An 18,404-nucleotide genomic window follows, 5' to 3' on the forward strand; every position below is an offset into this window, starting at 1 on the left:
AGGCTACAAACTTTTGCGATTATTGACTCTTTCGGTAATAATCAAACTCAAAAAACAACGCAGAAAAAACAAGGTCCATAAACCTGATAAACCGAAAGCTACAAAGGCAAAGAGCTTATAATTATTGTTTAATAACAAGATAGCGATAATTAAACTAAAACCCAACAGAGAAGAATAAACTAAGGTTTTAATGGCGATATGAATGCGTTTCAACAGGAGTTCATTTTCCAAGGAACGCACTCTAACTTGTATATCTCCACTTTCTAGGCGAGATGTTAACTGTTCAATTAAAGCTTCGGCATTGGCATTTTGAGAAAAGCGATTTTTCCAAAAATCTTTAGCTTGTCTGACTAACATAGGTAAATTAATTTCTCCTTTTTGAGAAAGAGCAATATTTCGCACAAAAGGTTGACTCGCTGCCAATAAATTATATTCTGGATTTAAGGCGCGAGCAATCCCATCTAGGGTAGTTAAAGATTTAAGTACAAAAGTCATCTGAGGTGGTAAGCGAAAAGGCTGTTGTTCAAACATTAAATAGATTTCTTCTTGTACTTCTTCAAAAGCCCTGATATCCACTGGTTTATCTCTAAACTTATCTAGTAAAAAAGCAATAATTGCTTTGATAGGCGTCAGGTCTCCTACTGGTTCGATTAAACCCATGTAAATAAGACTTTGTACTACTGTTTCGGTATCTTTTCTTAAAACAGCAAAAAATGTCTGAATCATTTGACCTTTAGCCATAGATTTGACTTCTGTCATGGTACCAAAATCATAGAAGATAATTGCACCCTCTTTTGTTACTGCCATATTTCCAGGATGGGGATCTGATTGGAAAAAGCCATCTTCTAATAACTGTTTTAAAAAGCTACAAATACCTAGTTCAATCAGTTTATCTGTGTTGATCCCCTGGGCTTGTAAATTTTCTACATCGTTAATTTTTATCCCTGGTAAATATTCTAAGGTTAAAACTTTTTTGGTTGTATATTCCCAATAAACTTTAGGAACTCTTACTTGAGGATTTTTGTTAAAGTTATCCCGAAATCTCTCAGCATTTTTCCCTTCATTTATATAGTCTATTTCTTGGTAAAGCAAACTAAAAAATTCTTGGTAAATCGCTGTTATTTCGTACTTTTTAAATCCTGGTAAGAAACGATTACCGAAATTAACCAAGCGACGCACAATAGTGTAATCTAAATTGAATAATTCCTCTAAACCTGCTCGTTGAACTTTGACAACTACAGCTTCTCCAGTATGTAAAGTAGCTTGATGAACTTGTCCTAAACTAGCTGCGGCTAGGGGTATTGTTTCAAATTTATCAAAAATATTGGTAATTAAATTATTGAACTCATTCTCTATAATAGCGATGACTTCTACATAACTAAATGGTGGTACTCTATCTTGCAATTCTCCGAAAGCTTCTATATATTCTCTCGGTATCAAATCTGCTCTCGTTGATAAAGCTTGCCCTAATTTTATAAAAGTTGGACCTAAACTTAGGAGTTTTTTTACTAGCCAATCTGCTCTTTTTTTATTGGTTTTTGTATTAACATTTCCTGTTATTTTATCCCACCAAATATATATAAAAAACTGAATCGTTATTCTCAAAATATACAACTTACGTTTAATTAGGGAATAACTAGTTGGGTGTGCGAATAAAAGTTTAGATGTATTACTATCAGTAATCATTATGATATCATAGCAATAATTATTTTTTTTATCATTCAGAGGATAGAATAGGTAAAGTTACTGTAAATATGGTTAAGAATAAATTATTATCACCAGTGGGTTGACTATCAATCTCAATTGTACCATTGAGATGTTCCGTTAAAGATTTGACAAAAAATAGACCAAGTCCAGTACCTTGAGAAGTTGCTGTATTCATATCCTCTCCTTGATAAAATGGTTCAAATATATAAGCTTGTTCTGTGGGTGATATTTCTCTTCCTACATTAGTGATGATGATACGGATAACTGGCTTCTCGGCTTTTGTTGTTGCTTCAACGGAGATATTTACTTCAGTATCTGGCGCGGCAAATTTCCCGGCATTATTTAACAATTCTTTCACTATACGATCTAAACTGGTTTCATCGGAGTATATATTTAAATCTGAATCTTCAGGATAATTGATAGATAAACTAATTTGTTTATTTTGCCAATCTGCTTCAAATACTTTACTAGCTTTTTCTATTATGTGACGAATTTGAATTGATTGATAATCAAGGTCTACTTGGGCAAACTTAATTTGTTGAAAGGTTAATAAGTCATTAATTAAAGCTACTTCTTTATTACATTCTTCATCTAAAATATCGAGATAACTAGAAATTCTCTCATTAGTGTAGGTTAATTTTAACATGGCTATCGCCATTTTTATTCTCGATAGGGGATGTCTTAATTCGTCACTCAAACGATCAATAAATTGGTCTTTAATACTGTTTAAATATTGTAGTTCTTCTAGTTGTTTTAGGAGTTTTCTTTTTAATTTACTCTGCATCTCCAAACTCCATTTCAACTGTTTTGTCCTTTCTTCTACAATAGATTGAATTTTTTGCAGAGTTTGTTGATGAATGATAGCCATACTTAGGTGTATGCCTACAGTTTTTACTAAATTCAGTTCTTCCTTTTGCCAGATTCTCTCGTTTTGTTCTTGCAATACTAGAAAACCCAAGACTATTTCCTGAGATAAATTATCTAGCTTACTACTAATTAAAGGCACTAGCAACACACTGTTAAAATTTTGAGTTTGAAAAATAGTTAAATCATTGTCTAAAAACTCAATTTCTTCTTCACTTAAACTGTTAATAACTGTAGCTTCAGGGGCATTTTTCCAGGCTTTTTTACATAAATTAGAGCTTTTTAAGTCAAATACTTTGCTACTTAGTGGAGTTTGTTTTCCCCAAAAAGATAAAATTTCAACTTTTGCTTCAGGAAGCTGATGTTTTTGATTGTAAATAAAAAACAGGTCTTGGTATTTTAAATGTAAAATCATTCCTTTATTGAGGTTGAGAGATGCTCCTAAACCAATCAAAGATAACCTTAAAGTGTGATTGAGATTATTACCTCTTTCTATTTCTCTACTGATATTGTAGAGAAAAGATTGATATTGAGAGCGTTTTTTTTCTTTTTCATATAACTGTTTTTGTTGAATGGCGATTCCTAAGACTAAAGTTAACTGTTTTAAACAATTTTTTTCAGTTTGATTCCACTCATAGCCTTGATAATTCCCCAAGGCAATCAAACTATTTGCCTTGCCTTCGTAGTAAGTGTTTATATATATGATTGAATCCCACTCTAGCTGTTTAGCTAAATTATTTAATTTAGTTTCTGATAATTCTTCTTGAACAAAATTAATACCTGTTGCTTCTTTAGTTTCTTCTACTGAGTATATAGTTATGTTTTCAAGATGATTAACATTGTGGTTAACTCTGTTTGACCAATATCCTTTAACTACAGGAAAATAACTGTCAGACACAATTATACAAGCGTCGGTGCCAAAACTTTCTCCTAATATAGAAGCAATTTTTTCAAGACAGCTATCGGAGGATAAATCCGAGGCAATTAACTCTAAAATTTTCGTAGCTAGGGATTCAGGTTCAGTCATTTTAAAATTAGTTACAGATGTAGATTTATATTTTTATTGTTCCCTATTCTAGGTTGGTTTTGATCATTGGCCTATTATTAACAAAGTTTTTGATTTACTACTGTTGATAGATAATTGTCAAGTATAATACATTAACTTTACTAAATTATGACTAAAAAGATCAATCTAAAAAGACAGTTGCTTGTATCTGCTTTAAATTCAAGAATTGTGAATCAAATTGTAAAAGGGAAGAAGAATCATTAGAAGGTTGAGTATTTTGTGGGAATTCCCCAGAAAATTTGTCTTTAAGTAAGTATGCAAATAAACCAACTAAAACAACAACTAGAAGAGAAATTGCTATCACCTTAGATTTTTTATTAGAGGAGGAGGAGGTAGTTGAGGCGGTTTCCTTGTTTGAGGTTGAGAAGGAAGTAAGAGAAGATGTTAAAATAGGTGTGGTGGGTAAATCGGAATTTAAGTCTGAGTCAGTTTCAGAACTTTGTGATAAAAACAAAGACTCTTGAATTTTTTCCCAATCTAAATTTGTTGAGGATTCTGTTGATTTTACTTGAGGTTGTACTTGAGGTTGTACTTTACAGTGTAATAAGGCCACAGTAACATTATCATGACCATTTTTTTCATTAGCAATTTCAACTAATTGATTACCTGATTGAACAATTGTTAATTTTTCTGTAAGAATGGGTAAAATTTTAGTTTCCCAATATTCTTCGACGCGATCATAATCACTGAGTCCATCAGAACATAGTAAGAAAACACAATCTTCATCTATAATTATACGTTGTAAGGTTGGATAAAGGCTATCAGATGAACTCATGCCTAAAGCTTGAATTAATGCTCCTGAAGTTGGATATTCTAAGGCATTTCGATACAGGGAATAACCTAGGCGTACTTCCCTTGAGGCTAAGTCATCGTCTAAAGTTACTTGATAGGCACCATTTTTAGTAATTAAGTAAATACGGGAGTCACCGATGTGGGCTAAATACATTTCATGGGCTTGAGCGATCGCCATCAACAGAGTTGTCCCCATTCTTCTTTTTTCTTGTCTTTTTTCGCGATCATTTCTTTGACTAATTTGATCATTTGTCTCACGAATTATTCTATCTAGCCATCTTAGATTTTTTTGAGGTCGCCAAGATTTTTTCAAGAAGTTGATTGACTGCAAATCTTTTGCTAATAATTGAATTGCCATTTTAGACGCTATCTCGCCTCCTTCTTGTCCTCCTAATCCATCACATAAAATTGTTTGTTCTGGTTTTTCTACTAATTTTCCTGATGATGGAAAGCAGTTATCTTCGTTATTACTTCTTGTCGGGCCTGAATCTGTTATCGTATAAATCTGATATGTTCTCTCTTGTTGTTGTCCTATTTTATAACTAGCTTCGTCTAGGACTGTAATTAATTCTTTTGGTTGAGTTATTGATTCTGTTTTCAGATTTTTGCATATTTTGCTTAAAAAATCCCTTATTTTCGGGTCTGCATTGTCTATCCACTCCGACCAAACCTTTCCCAATTCTCCTATTTTTGGGGTTTTGCCGGGATTTAGATCTAATTCTTGTAGTTGAATAATGCTTCCTTTTACTTTTAACAAGGCGGGATTTAGTAAACTTGCGGCGACGTTTTTCGTCTGTAAAGGTTGCCATAGTTTAGCTATTTGCCACAGCCAGTTTAATTGGCGTAGGGCCGATGCTTCTGGCCATGCTTTTGTTAGCCTGGGAAATATTTCTGGCAGTGGCTGTTTATTTCCCTCAGTTATTGGTAAATAATTATATTCTAGTAACCAAATAGTTTTATTTAGGGTATTAGGCAGCAAGCCATAAACTTGGGGTATATGTAGATAGTATGGAAATAGTAGTAAATATGGTAATATTTGATTTGGTATTTTTTCTGGAGTTTCTGGTAAGTCCGATGGTTTTGTGTCTAAAAATAGCTTTGGGTGTTTTACCAAGTAGCGATCGCCTATAATTTCTCCTACTTTAAACTTTTTTGCTTCTTCTCCAATTCCCCACAGATATAGTTGCGGTATTGGTGTCCGACATTTACTACAATATCTCTCTGATACTAAGTTTTGTTCGTGACAACTTGGATTAGTACACTTAATTTTTGCTAAATTATTTTCCATTAAGATAATCTATCTTCTAACTATCTCCAAGCTTTTATCAATTAGTTTTTGGTCTTTTTCTTCTCACCAAATTTTATTTTTTTTGCCTGGATTATTTATTTTCCAGTCTAATCATCGGCTCATTATTTATTTTGCTCTACATAGCAAAATCCTTGTTTTCCTTACTATAGCATATTCTTTTTTTATTAATTAATATTTGTGTTATTAACTAGATTAATGCTTCTCTTGCCTTTTTCACTGTAGTGAGGTACATTTTTTGCTCTTTCTTTCTGTTCCTTTCTCCTCCCTTAACCTCTGTACCTCATTTTGCCATCTCTCTCCTGACAAAGGGCCTCTTAATACTTTCCTTGGCTAACTGGATTATCTATTTTTGGCAATCCCATACTGTAGTTTAGTACTTTTGCCTCTAGGTTGTAGCTAATTTTACCTTTTTCTAGGAGAGTCCCAATAAAGTGTTCTAAGTCTGAACCTATCCGACGTAGGTTATAATCTGTTAATTCTGATCCGCTGTAGCTTTCTACCAACTCATCAAATTTACGGTAAACATTCTGTAAAGTTTCTTCTGTCCAGTTAAATTCATTATCTGGGTCTACATCTAGAGTCAATACGTGATCGCTTTTTATCAGTTCATTTTTCTGAATTTCTGCTGCGTAAATCCGAACATGACGAGTAGTCGATTTTAGTAACATAATTATTTTTCTAAAAATAATATATTTTAGGTTTTCATAATTATAGCATTTTTTACTGATGGTAAAAAGCAATGGCGCACACAGTTTATCTCTCCAGAAAAAATCTATGGGCGCCATGTCTAATTTTTTATTTAGCTGCTTTAATGCAAGTTTCTACTAGAGAGTTTACTGCATCTACATCTTTCCATCCGAGAATTTCAGTAACTTTTTTCTCTAGATTTTTGTAGCTTCTAAAAAATTCAGCTATTTCCTCCAATCTGTGTTCTGCTATATCTTTTAAAGATGTTACTTGGGCATATCTAGGATCTTTTGCGGGAACGCAGAGAATTTTTTCATCGCGATCGCCACCATCAATCATTTCTAACAGCCCGATTGGTTTCGCTGCAATTACACAACCTGGAAATGTTGGTTGATCAATAATTACCATCCCGTCTAGAGGATCGCCATCATCTGCCAGGGTATTGGGGATAAACCCGTAATCATAAGGGTATGCTACTGAAGAGTACAGTACACGATCTAAAGCAAAAGCATTTAAATCTTTATCAAATTCGTATTTATTTTTACTTCCTGCTGGAATTTCGATAAGCACATTAACCAAGCCTGACTTAGGCTGAGCTGGAATTAGGGATAAATCCACGAAGTTTCTCCAAATTTTATTTACCTAGTCAGGTATTCTACACACAATTGTCCCCTTCATCAATTATTTTCTTAATATATTTTGTTAATATATTTTCTTTATATATTATTTTCCTTCTACATAAGTTTGTTGATGACTAGTTTTCAGGTCTATATCTTCGGAATAGTGAGTAGTGAAGAACAGGGGTAAAATCAGGGTTAACACTGCAATTAACGTTCCAATTACTTCTCCCCAATTTTTTGAGGACGAATGAGAGGCTTTTGGTGACGGGCCACTGGATTCCATACAGAATTAGTTATTAGTTGATATTTTTGCTTTAACTATTATATTGTAACCAATTTTTTGGGGAAAATTGTATCATAGACACATAAATTAAGATAAATGTGTAGCTTAAATTTCTAGAGGTTCTCTAATCCAACGAATATAGAGATGTTTAAAGGTAGAACGTATAATTCTTGGTAACCCGAAATCGATAGGTTGAATAGTGTCTGGCAATTTCCAATCATTGATCACCAATGCTTCTGGAGTTAATTGGGGAAAAGAGATTTGGTTCAAATCCGAGGTGAGACCGAGATTAGCTTGAGCCATAAGAGTTGGTACTAATTCAGGAGATACTGAGAGGATAGTAGCGAAGCTCCAATCTAGGGCGAAAACATCGTTAGAGGCTCCCAATATGCCCAGGGGTCTTGGTTCGCCGCCACTGGGTCCATTTCCTTGATGACCGATAATCCCGTCGATAATAGTTAAATCTGGGTCAATGGTGCGAGCTGTAGCTATGAGCATAGTGGCGAAGCGTTGGACATCTTTTCCGGCTTCTGTATGCCACCAGGCTTTCATTTTCCCTGGCACACAACCGAAGAGGTTTTTCACCCCCAAAGTTAGAGTTAACTGACTATGAGATTTCACCTTAGGAAGATTAATCACCACATCAGCATCCATTGCTTGTCGGGAGAGGCGTAGTTGTTTGAAGCTCTTGCTCTTAGCTGGATAATTGGAGCTTTTCCATTCTACAATAGGGACAGATAGGGCTTCAATCATAGGTAAGTAACCGTTAGCTTTAATTACCCCTTTAGCGGTGCCGAAGGCAGGGCTATCGCCGATAAAGGGGTTACCGCCTACTTCTTTAACCATTCTTGCAACACATAAAACTACTTCCGGGCGAGTGATACATTCACTGCCGGGGCGATTTCCGGTAAGTAGGTTAGGTTTTAGGAGGACGCGATCTCCTGGTTTGACAAAATGACTCATGCCCCCCCAGGGTTCGAGTAGTTGTGTGATTTGCTGCTGTAGCTGTTCAATTTCGTATGAATTGGCTTTTAGTAAGCTTACTGTAGATTTATCTCTCATGATTTTTAGAAGTCGAGGATTAGATGAATTCCGAATTAAAGATATAAAATTCCGAATTCCGAATTCATTTAACTTCCTCTTGTTACCTTTTTTTTCTTGACTTTTAGAGTTTACATGGCGGCGGCGCGGGCGGCGGCGGCTTCATCGGGATGAATTCCCAGACGAGTTAGATTTAAACGACCTTTAGAGTCTATTTCTCTAACTTTAACCACTACTTCATCACCTACTGCCAATTCATCTTCTACTTTTCCTACTCTGCCTTCTGCTAGTTGTGAGATATGTATCATTCCTTCTTTTCCGGGGATTACTTCAACAAATGCTCCTATAGGAATAATTCGAGTTACTTGACCTACATACACATCACCTTCTTTGAGTTTACGGGTCATGTTGTAGATAAGTTTTTTCGCCTCTTCTCCTTTTTCCCCTTCTACGGCGGAAATTGTGACTGTGCCATCATCACTGATATCTATTTTAGCTCCTGTTTGCTCGGTAATACCTTTGATGGTTTTACCTCCAGGTCCAATAACTAAACCGATTAAATCTGGATCAATTTTCAGGGATAGTAAACGAGGAGCGTAGGGGGAGAGTGTTTTAACTGGTTCACTAATTACACTTAACATCTTATCGAGGATATGAAGACGTGCTGGTCTAGCTTGTTGAATAGCTTGAGCTATTACTTCTACTTTTAATCCGGTGATTTTCATATCCATTTGTAGAGCAGTAATTCCTGTATCAGTGCCGGCTACTTTAAAGTCCATATCACCGAGAAAATCTTCTATTCCTTGGATATCTGTGAGAATCCGAACTTCTTCTCCTTCTTTAATTAAGCCCATAGCGGCACCGCTAACGGGTTTTTTCAGGGGTACTCCGGCATCCATCAAAGATAGGGTGGATCCACAAACTGAACCCATTGAAGTAGAACCATTAGACGAGAGTACTTCTGACACGACTCGAATCACGTAGGGAAATTCTTCCTGGTTGGGTAAAACTGGAACTATCGCTCTTTCTGCTAAGGCACCATGTCCGATTTCACGACGGCCGGGAGAGCGCATTGGTTTAGTTTCTCCTACGGAGAAGGGTGGAAAGTTATAGTGATGGAGGTAACGCTTTTCGTCATCTGGGTGTAAATCATCTACTAACTCTTGGGCGTCTCCCGGTGTACCAAGTGTAGCTAAAGATAATACTTGGGTTAAACCTCTAGTGAAAATTGCACTTCCGTGTACTCTTTTTGGTAACAATCCGATTTGACAAGATATTGGTCTAACTTCGTCTAATTTACGACCATCAACTCTAATGTTTTTTTCAATAATTTGATTGCGCATTAGTTTCTTGGTCAAATCTTTGAATAGCTTGGAGACTAATTTGGGGTCTTCTTCTACTTCTATTTTTAGAGGTTCTTCTGGATCTAGTTGAGCGATCGCTTCATTGATTTGAGTTTCTTTGATTAACTCTAAAGCATCGTCCCGTTCTTTTTTGCTCAAATGATATTGTTCTAAAATTTCTTGAATGCTTTCACCACTTTTGCTCTCAATCCATTTTTGTAGTTCTACATTAACTGGAGGTGGTTCTTCTATGGTTTGTTCTAGACCCAACTCTTCTACTAAACTTTTTTGGTTTTTGATTAGTTCTTGGACTGCTTCATAACCGAAGTCAATGGCTTCAATAATATCTTGTTCTGGTAGTTGATTAGCTCCTGCTTCTACCATTACTACCCCTTCTGGGCTTCCCGCTACTACTAAATCTAAATCTCCTTGTTCTACTTCTTTGTAGCTAGGATTAATGATAAAGTCATCTCCCACTAAGCCCACTCTTACTGCTGCCATTGGTCCATAGAATGGGATTTTTGCTAGTAATACGGCTACGGAAGCTCCTGTTACTGCTAATACGTCTGGTGGAACTTCTTCATCTAAAGACAAAGTAGTCGCTACAATTTGAATATCGTCTCTAATCCAACTGGGAAATAATGGCCGTAGAGGTCTATCTATCAAACGACTAGTTAAGGTAGCTTTTTCTGGTGGTCTTCCTTCTCTTCTCAAAAAACCACCGGGGATTCTTCCTACTGCATATAATCTTTCTTCGTAATCTACAATCAGAGGTAAAAAATCTACTCCTTCTCTGCCTTGTGCTCTAGTGGCTGTAACGAGAACCGCAGTGTCTCCTGATTGGATTAATACTGCTCCTCCTGCTTGGGGAGCTAACATCCCTGTTCTGATCCTAATATCCCTACCATCAAAGGATATAGATCTATCGATTTCTTGCATTCCACTTATTTTCCTTGATTCATCTTTCTTATAGGTAATAGTAACATTTTCTTTTGCACTAGGGGTAAATGGATTGGATGATTATGTATTATTTTAATTACTTTAAACTGCAAAAATACTTGTTGAAATATGCAGTCAAGAAATTTTCTTAACCTAATCATAATCTTATCTTTCTCAAAGTCAAGCTAAGATTATGAGCAAAAGTAATTTAGCTTAAGTAAGATAAACACAAAACTAAGGGCAAAAGTTATGAGTAAATCTAAAACAAAAACGGATGCTATTGATTTAACTAAATCAGAATATTATTTTAACAGAGAGTTAAGTTGGTTAGATTTTAACTATCGCGTCTTGTATCAAGGGATAGATTCTCGTACTCCGTTACTAGAACGGTTGAAATTTACGGCGATTTTCACCTCTAATTTAGACGAATTTTTCATGGTTAGGGTAGCGGGTTTAAAAAAACAAGTAGAAGCAAATGTCAATAAATTTACCTTTGATGGGAGAACTCCTGGAGAACAACTTGAAGAAATTAGCGAACGTTTACGCCCTCTGGTGCAAAAACAATCGGAAAACTTTGAGAACAATCTAAAAGCAGAACTTACCAATCATGGAGTATATTTGACTAATTATGTAGATTTATCTCAAGAACAACGTAATTATTTCAAAGATTACTTTGAAGAAAATATTTTCCCGGTGTTAACCCCTTTAGCAGTGGATCCTTCTCATCCTTTTCCCTATATCTCTAATTTAAGTCTAAACTTAGCGGTGGTGGTACAAAATCCAGAAACTCAAGAGGAACTATTTGCTAGAGTTAAAGTCCCTACAAATATTTTGCCTCGTTTTGTCTGTTTACCTAAAGGCTTAAGACAATCAGAGGATAGTCAAAAGGCTTCTATTTGGGTAGGTGTACCTTTAGAACAAATTATTGCCCATAATTTACAAAATCTATTTCCGGGAATGAATGTACAAGAGTGCCATCCATTTCGAGTAACTCGTAACGCTGATATTACTCTAGAAGAAGAAGAAGCCGATGATTTGTTAATAGCAATTGAAGAAGAAGTTCGTAAACGTCGCGTGGGCAGAAATGCAGTCAGATTAGAAGTACATGCTTCTATGCCTGATAATATTGGCAATGTGCTCATGAAAGATCTTAATCTGGAGGAGATTGATATATATAAAATCAACGGTTTATTGGCGTTAAACGATTTATTCTCTTTTATGTCTCTACCTTTAGAAGAGCTCAAAGATAAACCGTGGAGTGCAGTAAATCATCCTCGTCTGAGTCGTTTAGGTGAATTAAATACTTTGGGGAATTTTGAATCTTCTTCTGGAGAAGGAGAGGATATTTTTAGCATTATTCGTGAAGGTGATGTTTTAGTACATCATCCCTATCATTCTTTTAGTGGAAGTGTACAAAGATTTATTACCCAGGCGGCCCATGATCCTCAGGTTCAAGCTATTAAAATGACTCTGTATCGGACCTCCGGTGATTCTCCTATTATCAAAGCCTTAATTGCGGCGGCGGAAAATGGTAAACAAGTAGTTGCTTTAGTAGAGTTAAAAGCTCGCTTTGATGAGGAAAATAATATTAATTGGGCGCGAAAGTTAGAACAAGCTGGAGTTCATGTGGTATACGGTTTAGTGGGTTTAAAAACTCATACTAAAGTGGTCTTGGTAGTGCGCCAGGAAAAACAGGAAATTTATCGCTATGTTCACATTGGCACAGGAAACTATAACCCGAAAACTGCCAAATTATATACAGATTTAGGTTTATTCAGTTGTCGAGATGATTTAGGTGCTGATTTAACGGATTTATTTAATTTTTTGACTGGTTATTCTCGCCAAAAATCCTACCGTAAATTATTAATTGCTCCGGTTAGTTTACGGGATCGCATGATTGCCCTGATTAAGCGTGAAATTGACCATTGTCAAAATGGTAACACGGGAAGAATGATTATCAAAGTTAACTCCCTAGTGGATTTTGAGATGATCAAATGTTTATATGAAGCTTCCATCGCTGGTGTACAAATTGATCTGATTGTTCGTGGTATCTGCTGTTTACGTCCTGGATTAGAGGGAATTAGCGAAAATATTCGAGTAATTAGTATTATTGGTCGTTTTCTAGAACATTCTCGTATTTTTTATTTCCATAATGGTGGTGATGAAGAGATATACATCGGGAGCGCTGATTGGATGTCTCGTAATTTAGATCGCCGAGTTGAAGCTGTTACCCCAATAGAAGATCCTGAGGTTTTTAAAGATATCCAAGAAATAATAGGTGTTATGTTGGCGGATAATCGTCAAGCCTGGGAATTGGAAGCCGATGGAACTTATAAACTAAGACATCCCAAGGAAGGAGAAAAAGAACAGGGGACTCATCAAACTCTGATGGATACCGCAATGCAACTATCTAAAACCATGAGTTAATACCAATAAGCGATCGCTCTTAAAATCTCAACCTAAGGGAGATCGCTTATTTAGATAAACTTAGATGAGAACCTTCTGGAGTTTTAAAAACCTCAATATGAGTTTGAAATGCTTCTTTGAATTGAGGTATATGGGTAACAGTAAGGATACAGGAAAAATCATTGGCGATCGCATTGATAGCGGCTATCAGTCTTTCGCATCCTTCTTGATCTTGAGTACCAAAACCCTCGTCTATAATTAGTAATTGTAGAGAAGCGCCAGCTCTTTGAGCGAGTAGTTTAGACAAAGCCAAACGAATAGCAAAATTAATGCGAAATGCTTCTCCCCCTGAATAAGTTTCATAGGATCGTTTCCCTTGACTATCGGCGATAATTATTTCTAGAGTTTCGATCATTTGATCATTGTTTTTACTCCGTGGTTTTTGAGTAACAAAGTTAACGTGGAACTGATTATGAGTGAGTCTAGAGAGAATTCGATTAGTTTCTGTTTCTAAATAGGGTAATATATTCTCAATCATTAAAGCTTGAATGCCTTTTTTACCGAAGGCGTTGGTTAATTCATCATAAATACGTTTTTTAGTGGTAGCGATTTCTGACCCAGAGATATATTCTTGTGTTTCCTGTTCTAGATTTTCTAATTCTTTCAAGGTTTGAGTCGTCACTCCTTTTTCAATTAATAATTGACGAATCTTCTCCTCTGTTTGATATTTTTCTGCTTCTAGAGAATTAATTTCCTCTTGATTATCACCTGTTTCAGCAAGTTGTTGTCTTATTTGCTGTATCTCTTGTTCTAAAGTTTGAATTCTCGCACTTATCTCCTGTTGATAATGATTAATCCTATCTCTCTCTTCTTGCTTTTGGGGATATTCCTTTTTAGCTTTAAGTAATTCTTGATATTTGAATTGATAGTGATTAGTGTTTTTAACTGCTTCTCTCACCTGATTATGTTCACTAAGATTATAATTAAGTTCACTTAAATAAGCTTCCACTTCCTTTAGTTGCTGCAAAAGGGGCGAATTTTCCTTCAAACTAGTTATTTGAGCTAATAAACTATCTATTGTAGCTACAATTTCGGGTTTTTTAGTATTAATTTGAGCTTGTTCCTTTTGTGCGTCTTTTATTTGTCGGTATTGAATTTCTATTTTGCTAAGATTTCTTTCTTCTTCTCTAACTATGCTGTGGGTTTTTTCATCGTAGTTGAGTTGCCTTAGTTGTTCTTCAACTTCTTGTAGTTCCCTGTATAGGCTTTCTGCATAACTACCATTAGCTAAAGAGGTTTCAATCTGATGAATTTGTTTTTTAGTTTTTTTCTTTTCTTGAGAGAGAGTAGCAATATTATCTAACTCATTTTCTAATTGTCCATATTGTTGATTAAGGCGATCATAGTTTTTCAATTCTGCGACTATTAATTGAATTTGCTGATTTAACTTAGCAATTTCTTGTTGAGAGTGATTTTGACTTTCTTCAATTAACCAGGAATGTTGTTCAATAGTTTGTTTTTCCTTTTCAGTTTTATCAACTACCTGTCGGCGATGATGCTCATTCAAGGCTTGTTCACAAAGAGGACAATTAGCTTGATTATCTGCAAGGATTTGTAGTTTTTTAAGCAATTCTGTTACTTTTTGCTGATTATTAATTAGTTGTTGTCCTAATCTTTCTGTGTTAGTAATTTGTTCTCGCAGTTTTTGTTGTAGTCTTTCTTGGTAATTACGTTGTTTATCTAAATTATCAATGTCATTGTTTACTTTTTGTAAGGCTTGACGTTTTTCCTCTAAACTAGATGTTTGATGATCTAATTGAGACATTTTTTGCTTTAATTGATTAAGTTGAGCAGTAGTTGTCGCTTTGAGTTTTTCTATCTGCATTTTTTTGCTCTCTTTTTGGTCTCTTAGGGGAATAAATGCTTGTTGTTGTTGATTTAATTGATTGAGATGTTCGCGACATTGACGTAATTTAATCAAACCTGCTTCAACTGTGGGCCAATTTTGAAGAGTTGCGGCGACAGATTGTTCTCGTTGCTCTAATTCCTTGAAGCTAGTGATGGCATTTGAGCGTTCTAAATCTAATTGATGTTGTTTTTGTTGTATTTTTTGTTCTAGTTTTCCTTTTTGCTGCTGTGCATTTTGATAGGCTTCTGATTTCTGCCTAAGATTTTCTTCAGTTGTTTGTAGCTGTAGGAATTCTTGGTAGTTTTGAGTAATTTCTGCCTCCTGTTGAAGTAGATTGTTTAACTGTTGTAGTTGGTGCTCAATTCTTTGGTATTCTCGAACTTGGCGACTTTTGTCTTGTTGGCTTTGTTGAGATTGAGTTTTTAATGAGGTTAGTTTTTCAAGTAATTGCTTTTTTTCTTGGTTTTGACTGTGTAGCTTTTCAAGTTTTTGGGTGATTGTTTGCTTTTTTTGCTCATTTTCAGAAATTAGTGTTTCTATTGCAGCTAATTTAGTTTTTTGTTCGCCCTTGGTGGATATTTTTTTCTGTAATTCATCAGTTTTTGATTTAAAAAAATCCAGTTGAGTTTTATAGCGATTAGCCTTGTCTTTAGCTTTGTTGCTTAATTCTTCATACTGATCTAATTTCAGTAAATTGGCGAGAAATTTTTGGCGATCGCTGGGTTTGAGCAACATAAATTGATCAGCTTTACCTTGACGCAAGTAGGCAGAATTGGTGAAGGTTTCATAATCTATTTTGACACATTCATCGATTTTATCTTGAGTAGCTTTTTTACCTTTTATACTCAAAGGGCAGAAAACATTATCCTTAGCAATTTGAAGTTGTAAATCATCGCTACTTCCACGCTTTCGATTACGAATTACTCGATATACTTCATCATCATTACTAAATTGAAAATCGACTCTAAGATCATTAAAGCCTGTATGAATCAAGTCATCTTCACTAGCGGCACGAGTTTTTCCCCACATTGCCCAAGTAATTGCTTCTAAAAGAGAGGATTTACCTGCACCATTTGAACCACAAATACAAGCAGTATGTAAACCGCGAAAGTCTAGAGTAGCTTCACGATAACTTAGAAAATTTCTCAGGGTTAGCTGTAGGGGAATCATGCTTCAATCTTAACAGGATGTAAACTAGTTACGATCCATTTTAAACAGTACAACTGCACTATTATCAAAAAAATATGACATTTTTCGATTTATAAATCAAAGTATTAAACATAAAAGCCAAAAAAAATTATGGGCAATGCTTAGTTTTAAGTCTTGTGGCATCAGGGATTCAGACAGAGATTCAGGGATGCCAAAAATTTTCAACAATTCTTAGGGGAAAAATAGATAAAAACTAACCATAATCGGATAGGATATTAACTCAGAGCCAATTTTCAATTTCTCACCAGGCTGATGAAGACAACCAAAGAAAAAATAGCATTGCTTTTGAGTAAATTACCGGATGACTCTCCTGTAGAAGATATCCAGTATCATATTTATGTTATTGAGAAAATTCGTCAAGGCTTAGAAATAGCCAAAAAGGAAGAAAAGTTTAAACAAGAGGAAGCGGAGGGAATTCTTAGTAAATGGCTTATAAGGTAGTATGGTCTTCTCAAGCAATTGAAGATATTGACGCGATCGCTGTTTACATTGCTCGTGATTCACCTTCTTATGCTGCGGCGATTGTGCGCAAACTCATAGCTGAAACTAGACAGTTAGCGAGTTCTCCTTTTGCTGGCAATACTCTCATCGAGTTTGATGATTCCAATATACGTGAAGTTTGGAGTTATAGTTATCGAGTAATTTATCAAATAGAAGGTGAAACTATAACTATAGCGACTGTTGTTCACAGTAAAATGTTGCTTAGCTTAGAAGGTTAAAGTCAAAGGAATTCGGAAATAGATAAGCCTTAAGGATTATTCTTGAAATAAAAACTTATGTTTTTGTTTCACCCCTAAAGGAATGGGCTTGTAACCTTATTTTTTCGGTCATCTTTGGCCCTGGATTTCAAATCTAGGGCCAAAGATGACCACCTTCTAGGGTGAACTATGATTATATTTTTGGAGATTTTCCCCACGCTTATCTCAAGATAGAGGCGTGGGGGTTGTTGTCTTGAAGAAGCTAAATTTATTGGTTATAGCTAATGCCTGCCTCTTTGAGGCGTTGTATAGCTAGGATCATGCGCTCATCTGGTACAGTTAAGGCAATACGGAAAAAGCCTTCTCCTTCTGCACCGTAGCCATTTCCGGGGGGGACTAAGATTCCACATTTTTCTAAAAGCAGACTCACGAAGTCAGTGGAGGTGTAGCCTGAGGGAACTGGTGCCCACACATAGAGAGTAGCTTTGGGGGCAGTGATTGGCCAACCTAGGGATTGTAACCCTTCTACGATGATATCTCGTCTACGCTGATAAACGGACATAAGTTCAGCTAAATCTGTCGGATTGGTTTCAAAGGCAGAGATAGCTGCTCTTTGTATGGCTTTGAAGGCACCGGAGTCGATATTAGTTTTAACTTGTCCTAGACCTTTTATTCCGGTAGCATTTCCACAGACGAACCCAATACGCCAACCAGTCATATTATAAGATTTAGAGGTACTATGAAATTCAATGGCTACATCTTTAGCGCCGGGCACTTCTAAAATACTGGGGGGTTTATATCCATCGTAGGACATTTCTGAGTAGGCGTGGTCGTGGCATAAAAGAATATCATACTCTCGACAAAAGGCGACTAATTCTGTAAAAAAGTCTATAGAGGCGATGGCACCTGTGGGATTATTAGGGTAATTAATCCACAGTAATTTAGCTTGGCGAGCAATTTCACTAGGAATTGCGGTTAAATCTGGTAAAAAGTTATTTTCTGCTACCAGGGGCATGGTTTTAGCTTCTCCACCGGCGAAAATAGTAGATGTGCGATAAACAGGATATCCGGGGTCGGGAATTAGAGTATAATCCCCAGCCTCAACAAAAGCTAAAAAGGTGTTGTGAATTGCTTCTTTTGAACCTATGGAAGAAACAATTTCTGTATCAGGATTTAAATCTTTAACTCCAAAACGCTTTTCCATCCAAGCTGCGGCAGCTTGGCGATATTCTTTAGTGCCTTGATAGGGGGGATAGTTGTGAGTGGAGGGATCATCAATGGCTTCGTGCATAGTTTTCACTACGTGTTCGGGAGTAGGTTGATCGGGGTCACCTACTCCCATATTGATAATGTCAACTCCTTGACTAATAAGTTGATCTCGTTTGCGATCTAGTTCAGCGAACAAATAGGGGGGAATTTTTTCCAAGCGTTTGGCAAATTGCATAGGTAACTATAGATTTAGACAATACTAAAGAATGTTATCATTATTGAAACAGATAATCTATAAGATGATTTTTGAGCTGACTCAGTT

13 protein-coding genes are annotated in these 18,404 nt (G+C 35.9%); 3 read left to right on the top strand and 10 right to left on the bottom strand.

Annotated elements, in window-relative coordinates:
* Window positions 1-3 precede the first annotated feature (3 nt).
* The 8 genes from MW688_RS19360 to MW688_RS19395 all read right to left on the bottom strand — a co-directional run bounded on the left by MW688_RS19360 (window position 4) and on the right by MW688_RS19395 (window position 10,651).
* Window positions 4-1,686 (bottom strand): ABC1 kinase family protein, encoded by a 1,683-nt coding sequence (locus MW688_RS19360; protein ID WP_486737655.1) that lies wholly within the window; start codon window positions 1,684-1,686, stop codon window positions 4-6.
* Between the two features lie 31 nt (window positions 1,687-1,717).
* Window positions 1,718-3,598, bottom strand: coding sequence for a GAF domain-containing sensor histidine kinase (locus MW688_RS19365; RefSeq protein ID WP_486737656.1), 1,881 nt, complete (start codon window positions 3,596-3,598; stop codon window positions 1,718-1,720).
* 160 nt (window positions 3,599-3,758) lie between these two features.
* Window positions 3,759-5,717 carry a PP2C family protein-serine/threonine phosphatase gene (locus MW688_RS19370; RefSeq protein WP_486737657.1) on the bottom strand — a complete coding sequence of 653 codons (1,959 nt, stop codon included), beginning with the start codon at window positions 5,715-5,717 and terminating at the stop codon, window positions 3,759-3,761.
* Window positions 5,718-6,052: 335 nt separating this feature from the next.
* The gene (ndhM, locus tag MW688_RS19375) at window positions 6,053-6,406 is read right to left on the bottom strand and encodes an NAD(P)H-quinone oxidoreductase subunit M (protein ID WP_486737658.1); all 354 of its coding nucleotides are present in this window, start codon (window positions 6,404-6,406) and stop codon (window positions 6,053-6,055) included.
* Between the two features lie 127 nt (window positions 6,407-6,533).
* Window positions 6,534-7,043, bottom strand: a complete 510-nt coding sequence (locus MW688_RS19380; RefSeq protein ID WP_486737659.1) for an inorganic diphosphatase — start codon at window positions 7,041-7,043, stop codon at window positions 6,534-6,536.
* A gap of 105 nt (window positions 7,044-7,148) precedes the next feature.
* Window positions 7,149-7,328 carry a TLTLP motif-containing protein gene (locus MW688_RS19385; RefSeq protein WP_486737660.1) on the bottom strand — a complete coding sequence of 60 codons (180 nt, stop codon included), beginning with the start codon at window positions 7,326-7,328 and terminating at the stop codon, window positions 7,149-7,151.
* Window positions 7,329-7,433: 105 nt separating this feature from the next.
* On the bottom strand, window positions 7,434-8,390 hold the full coding sequence (locus MW688_RS19390) for an Npun_F2552 family protein (RefSeq protein ID WP_486737661.1): 957 nt from the start codon (window positions 8,388-8,390) through the stop codon (window positions 7,434-7,436).
* Between the two features lie 110 nt (window positions 8,391-8,500).
* On the bottom strand, window positions 8,501-10,651 hold the full coding sequence (locus MW688_RS19395) for a polyribonucleotide nucleotidyltransferase (RefSeq protein WP_486737662.1): 2,151 nt from the start codon (window positions 10,649-10,651) through the stop codon (window positions 8,501-8,503).
* 249 nt (window positions 10,652-10,900) lie between these two features.
* Between MW688_RS19395 and ppk1 the strand changes: the two genes are divergently transcribed.
* A complete protein-coding gene (gene ppk1 / locus MW688_RS19400; protein WP_486737663.1) occupies window positions 10,901-13,078 on the top strand; it encodes a polyphosphate kinase 1 in 2,178 nt (725 codons plus the stop codon).
* Between the two features lie 46 nt (window positions 13,079-13,124).
* On the opposite strand, the gene MW688_RS19405 is transcribed toward ppk1, so the two are convergent.
* Window positions 13,125-16,136, bottom strand: a complete 3,012-nt coding sequence (locus MW688_RS19405; RefSeq protein ID WP_486737664.1) for an AAA family ATPase — start codon at window positions 16,134-16,136, stop codon at window positions 13,125-13,127.
* Window positions 16,137-16,427: 291 nt separating this feature from the next.
* Between MW688_RS19405 and MW688_RS19410 the strand changes: the two genes are divergently transcribed.
* Both MW688_RS19410 and MW688_RS19415 read left to right on the top strand, forming a co-directional pair.
* Window positions 16,428-16,616 (top strand): hypothetical protein, encoded by a 189-nt coding sequence (locus tag MW688_RS19410; protein ID WP_486737665.1) that lies wholly within the window; start codon window positions 16,428-16,430, stop codon window positions 16,614-16,616.
* The gene (locus MW688_RS19415; RefSeq protein ID WP_486737666.1) at window positions 16,601-16,894 is read left to right on the top strand and encodes a type II toxin-antitoxin system RelE/ParE family toxin; all 294 of its coding nucleotides are present in this window, start codon (window positions 16,601-16,603) and stop codon (window positions 16,892-16,894) included. Before MW688_RS19410 ends, MW688_RS19415 begins: the two co-directional genes overlap by 16 nt.
* A gap of 247 nt (window positions 16,895-17,141) precedes the next feature.
* On the opposite strand, the gene MW688_RS19420 is transcribed toward MW688_RS19415, so the two are convergent.
* Complete coding sequence (locus tag MW688_RS19420) at window positions 17,142-18,317, bottom strand: LL-diaminopimelate aminotransferase (RefSeq protein ID WP_486737667.1); 1,176 nt, start codon at window positions 18,315-18,317, stop codon at window positions 17,142-17,144.
* Window positions 18,318-18,404: the final 87 nt, after the last annotated feature.

The sequence above is a fragment of the Johannesbaptistia floridana genome (assembly GCF_057440575.1).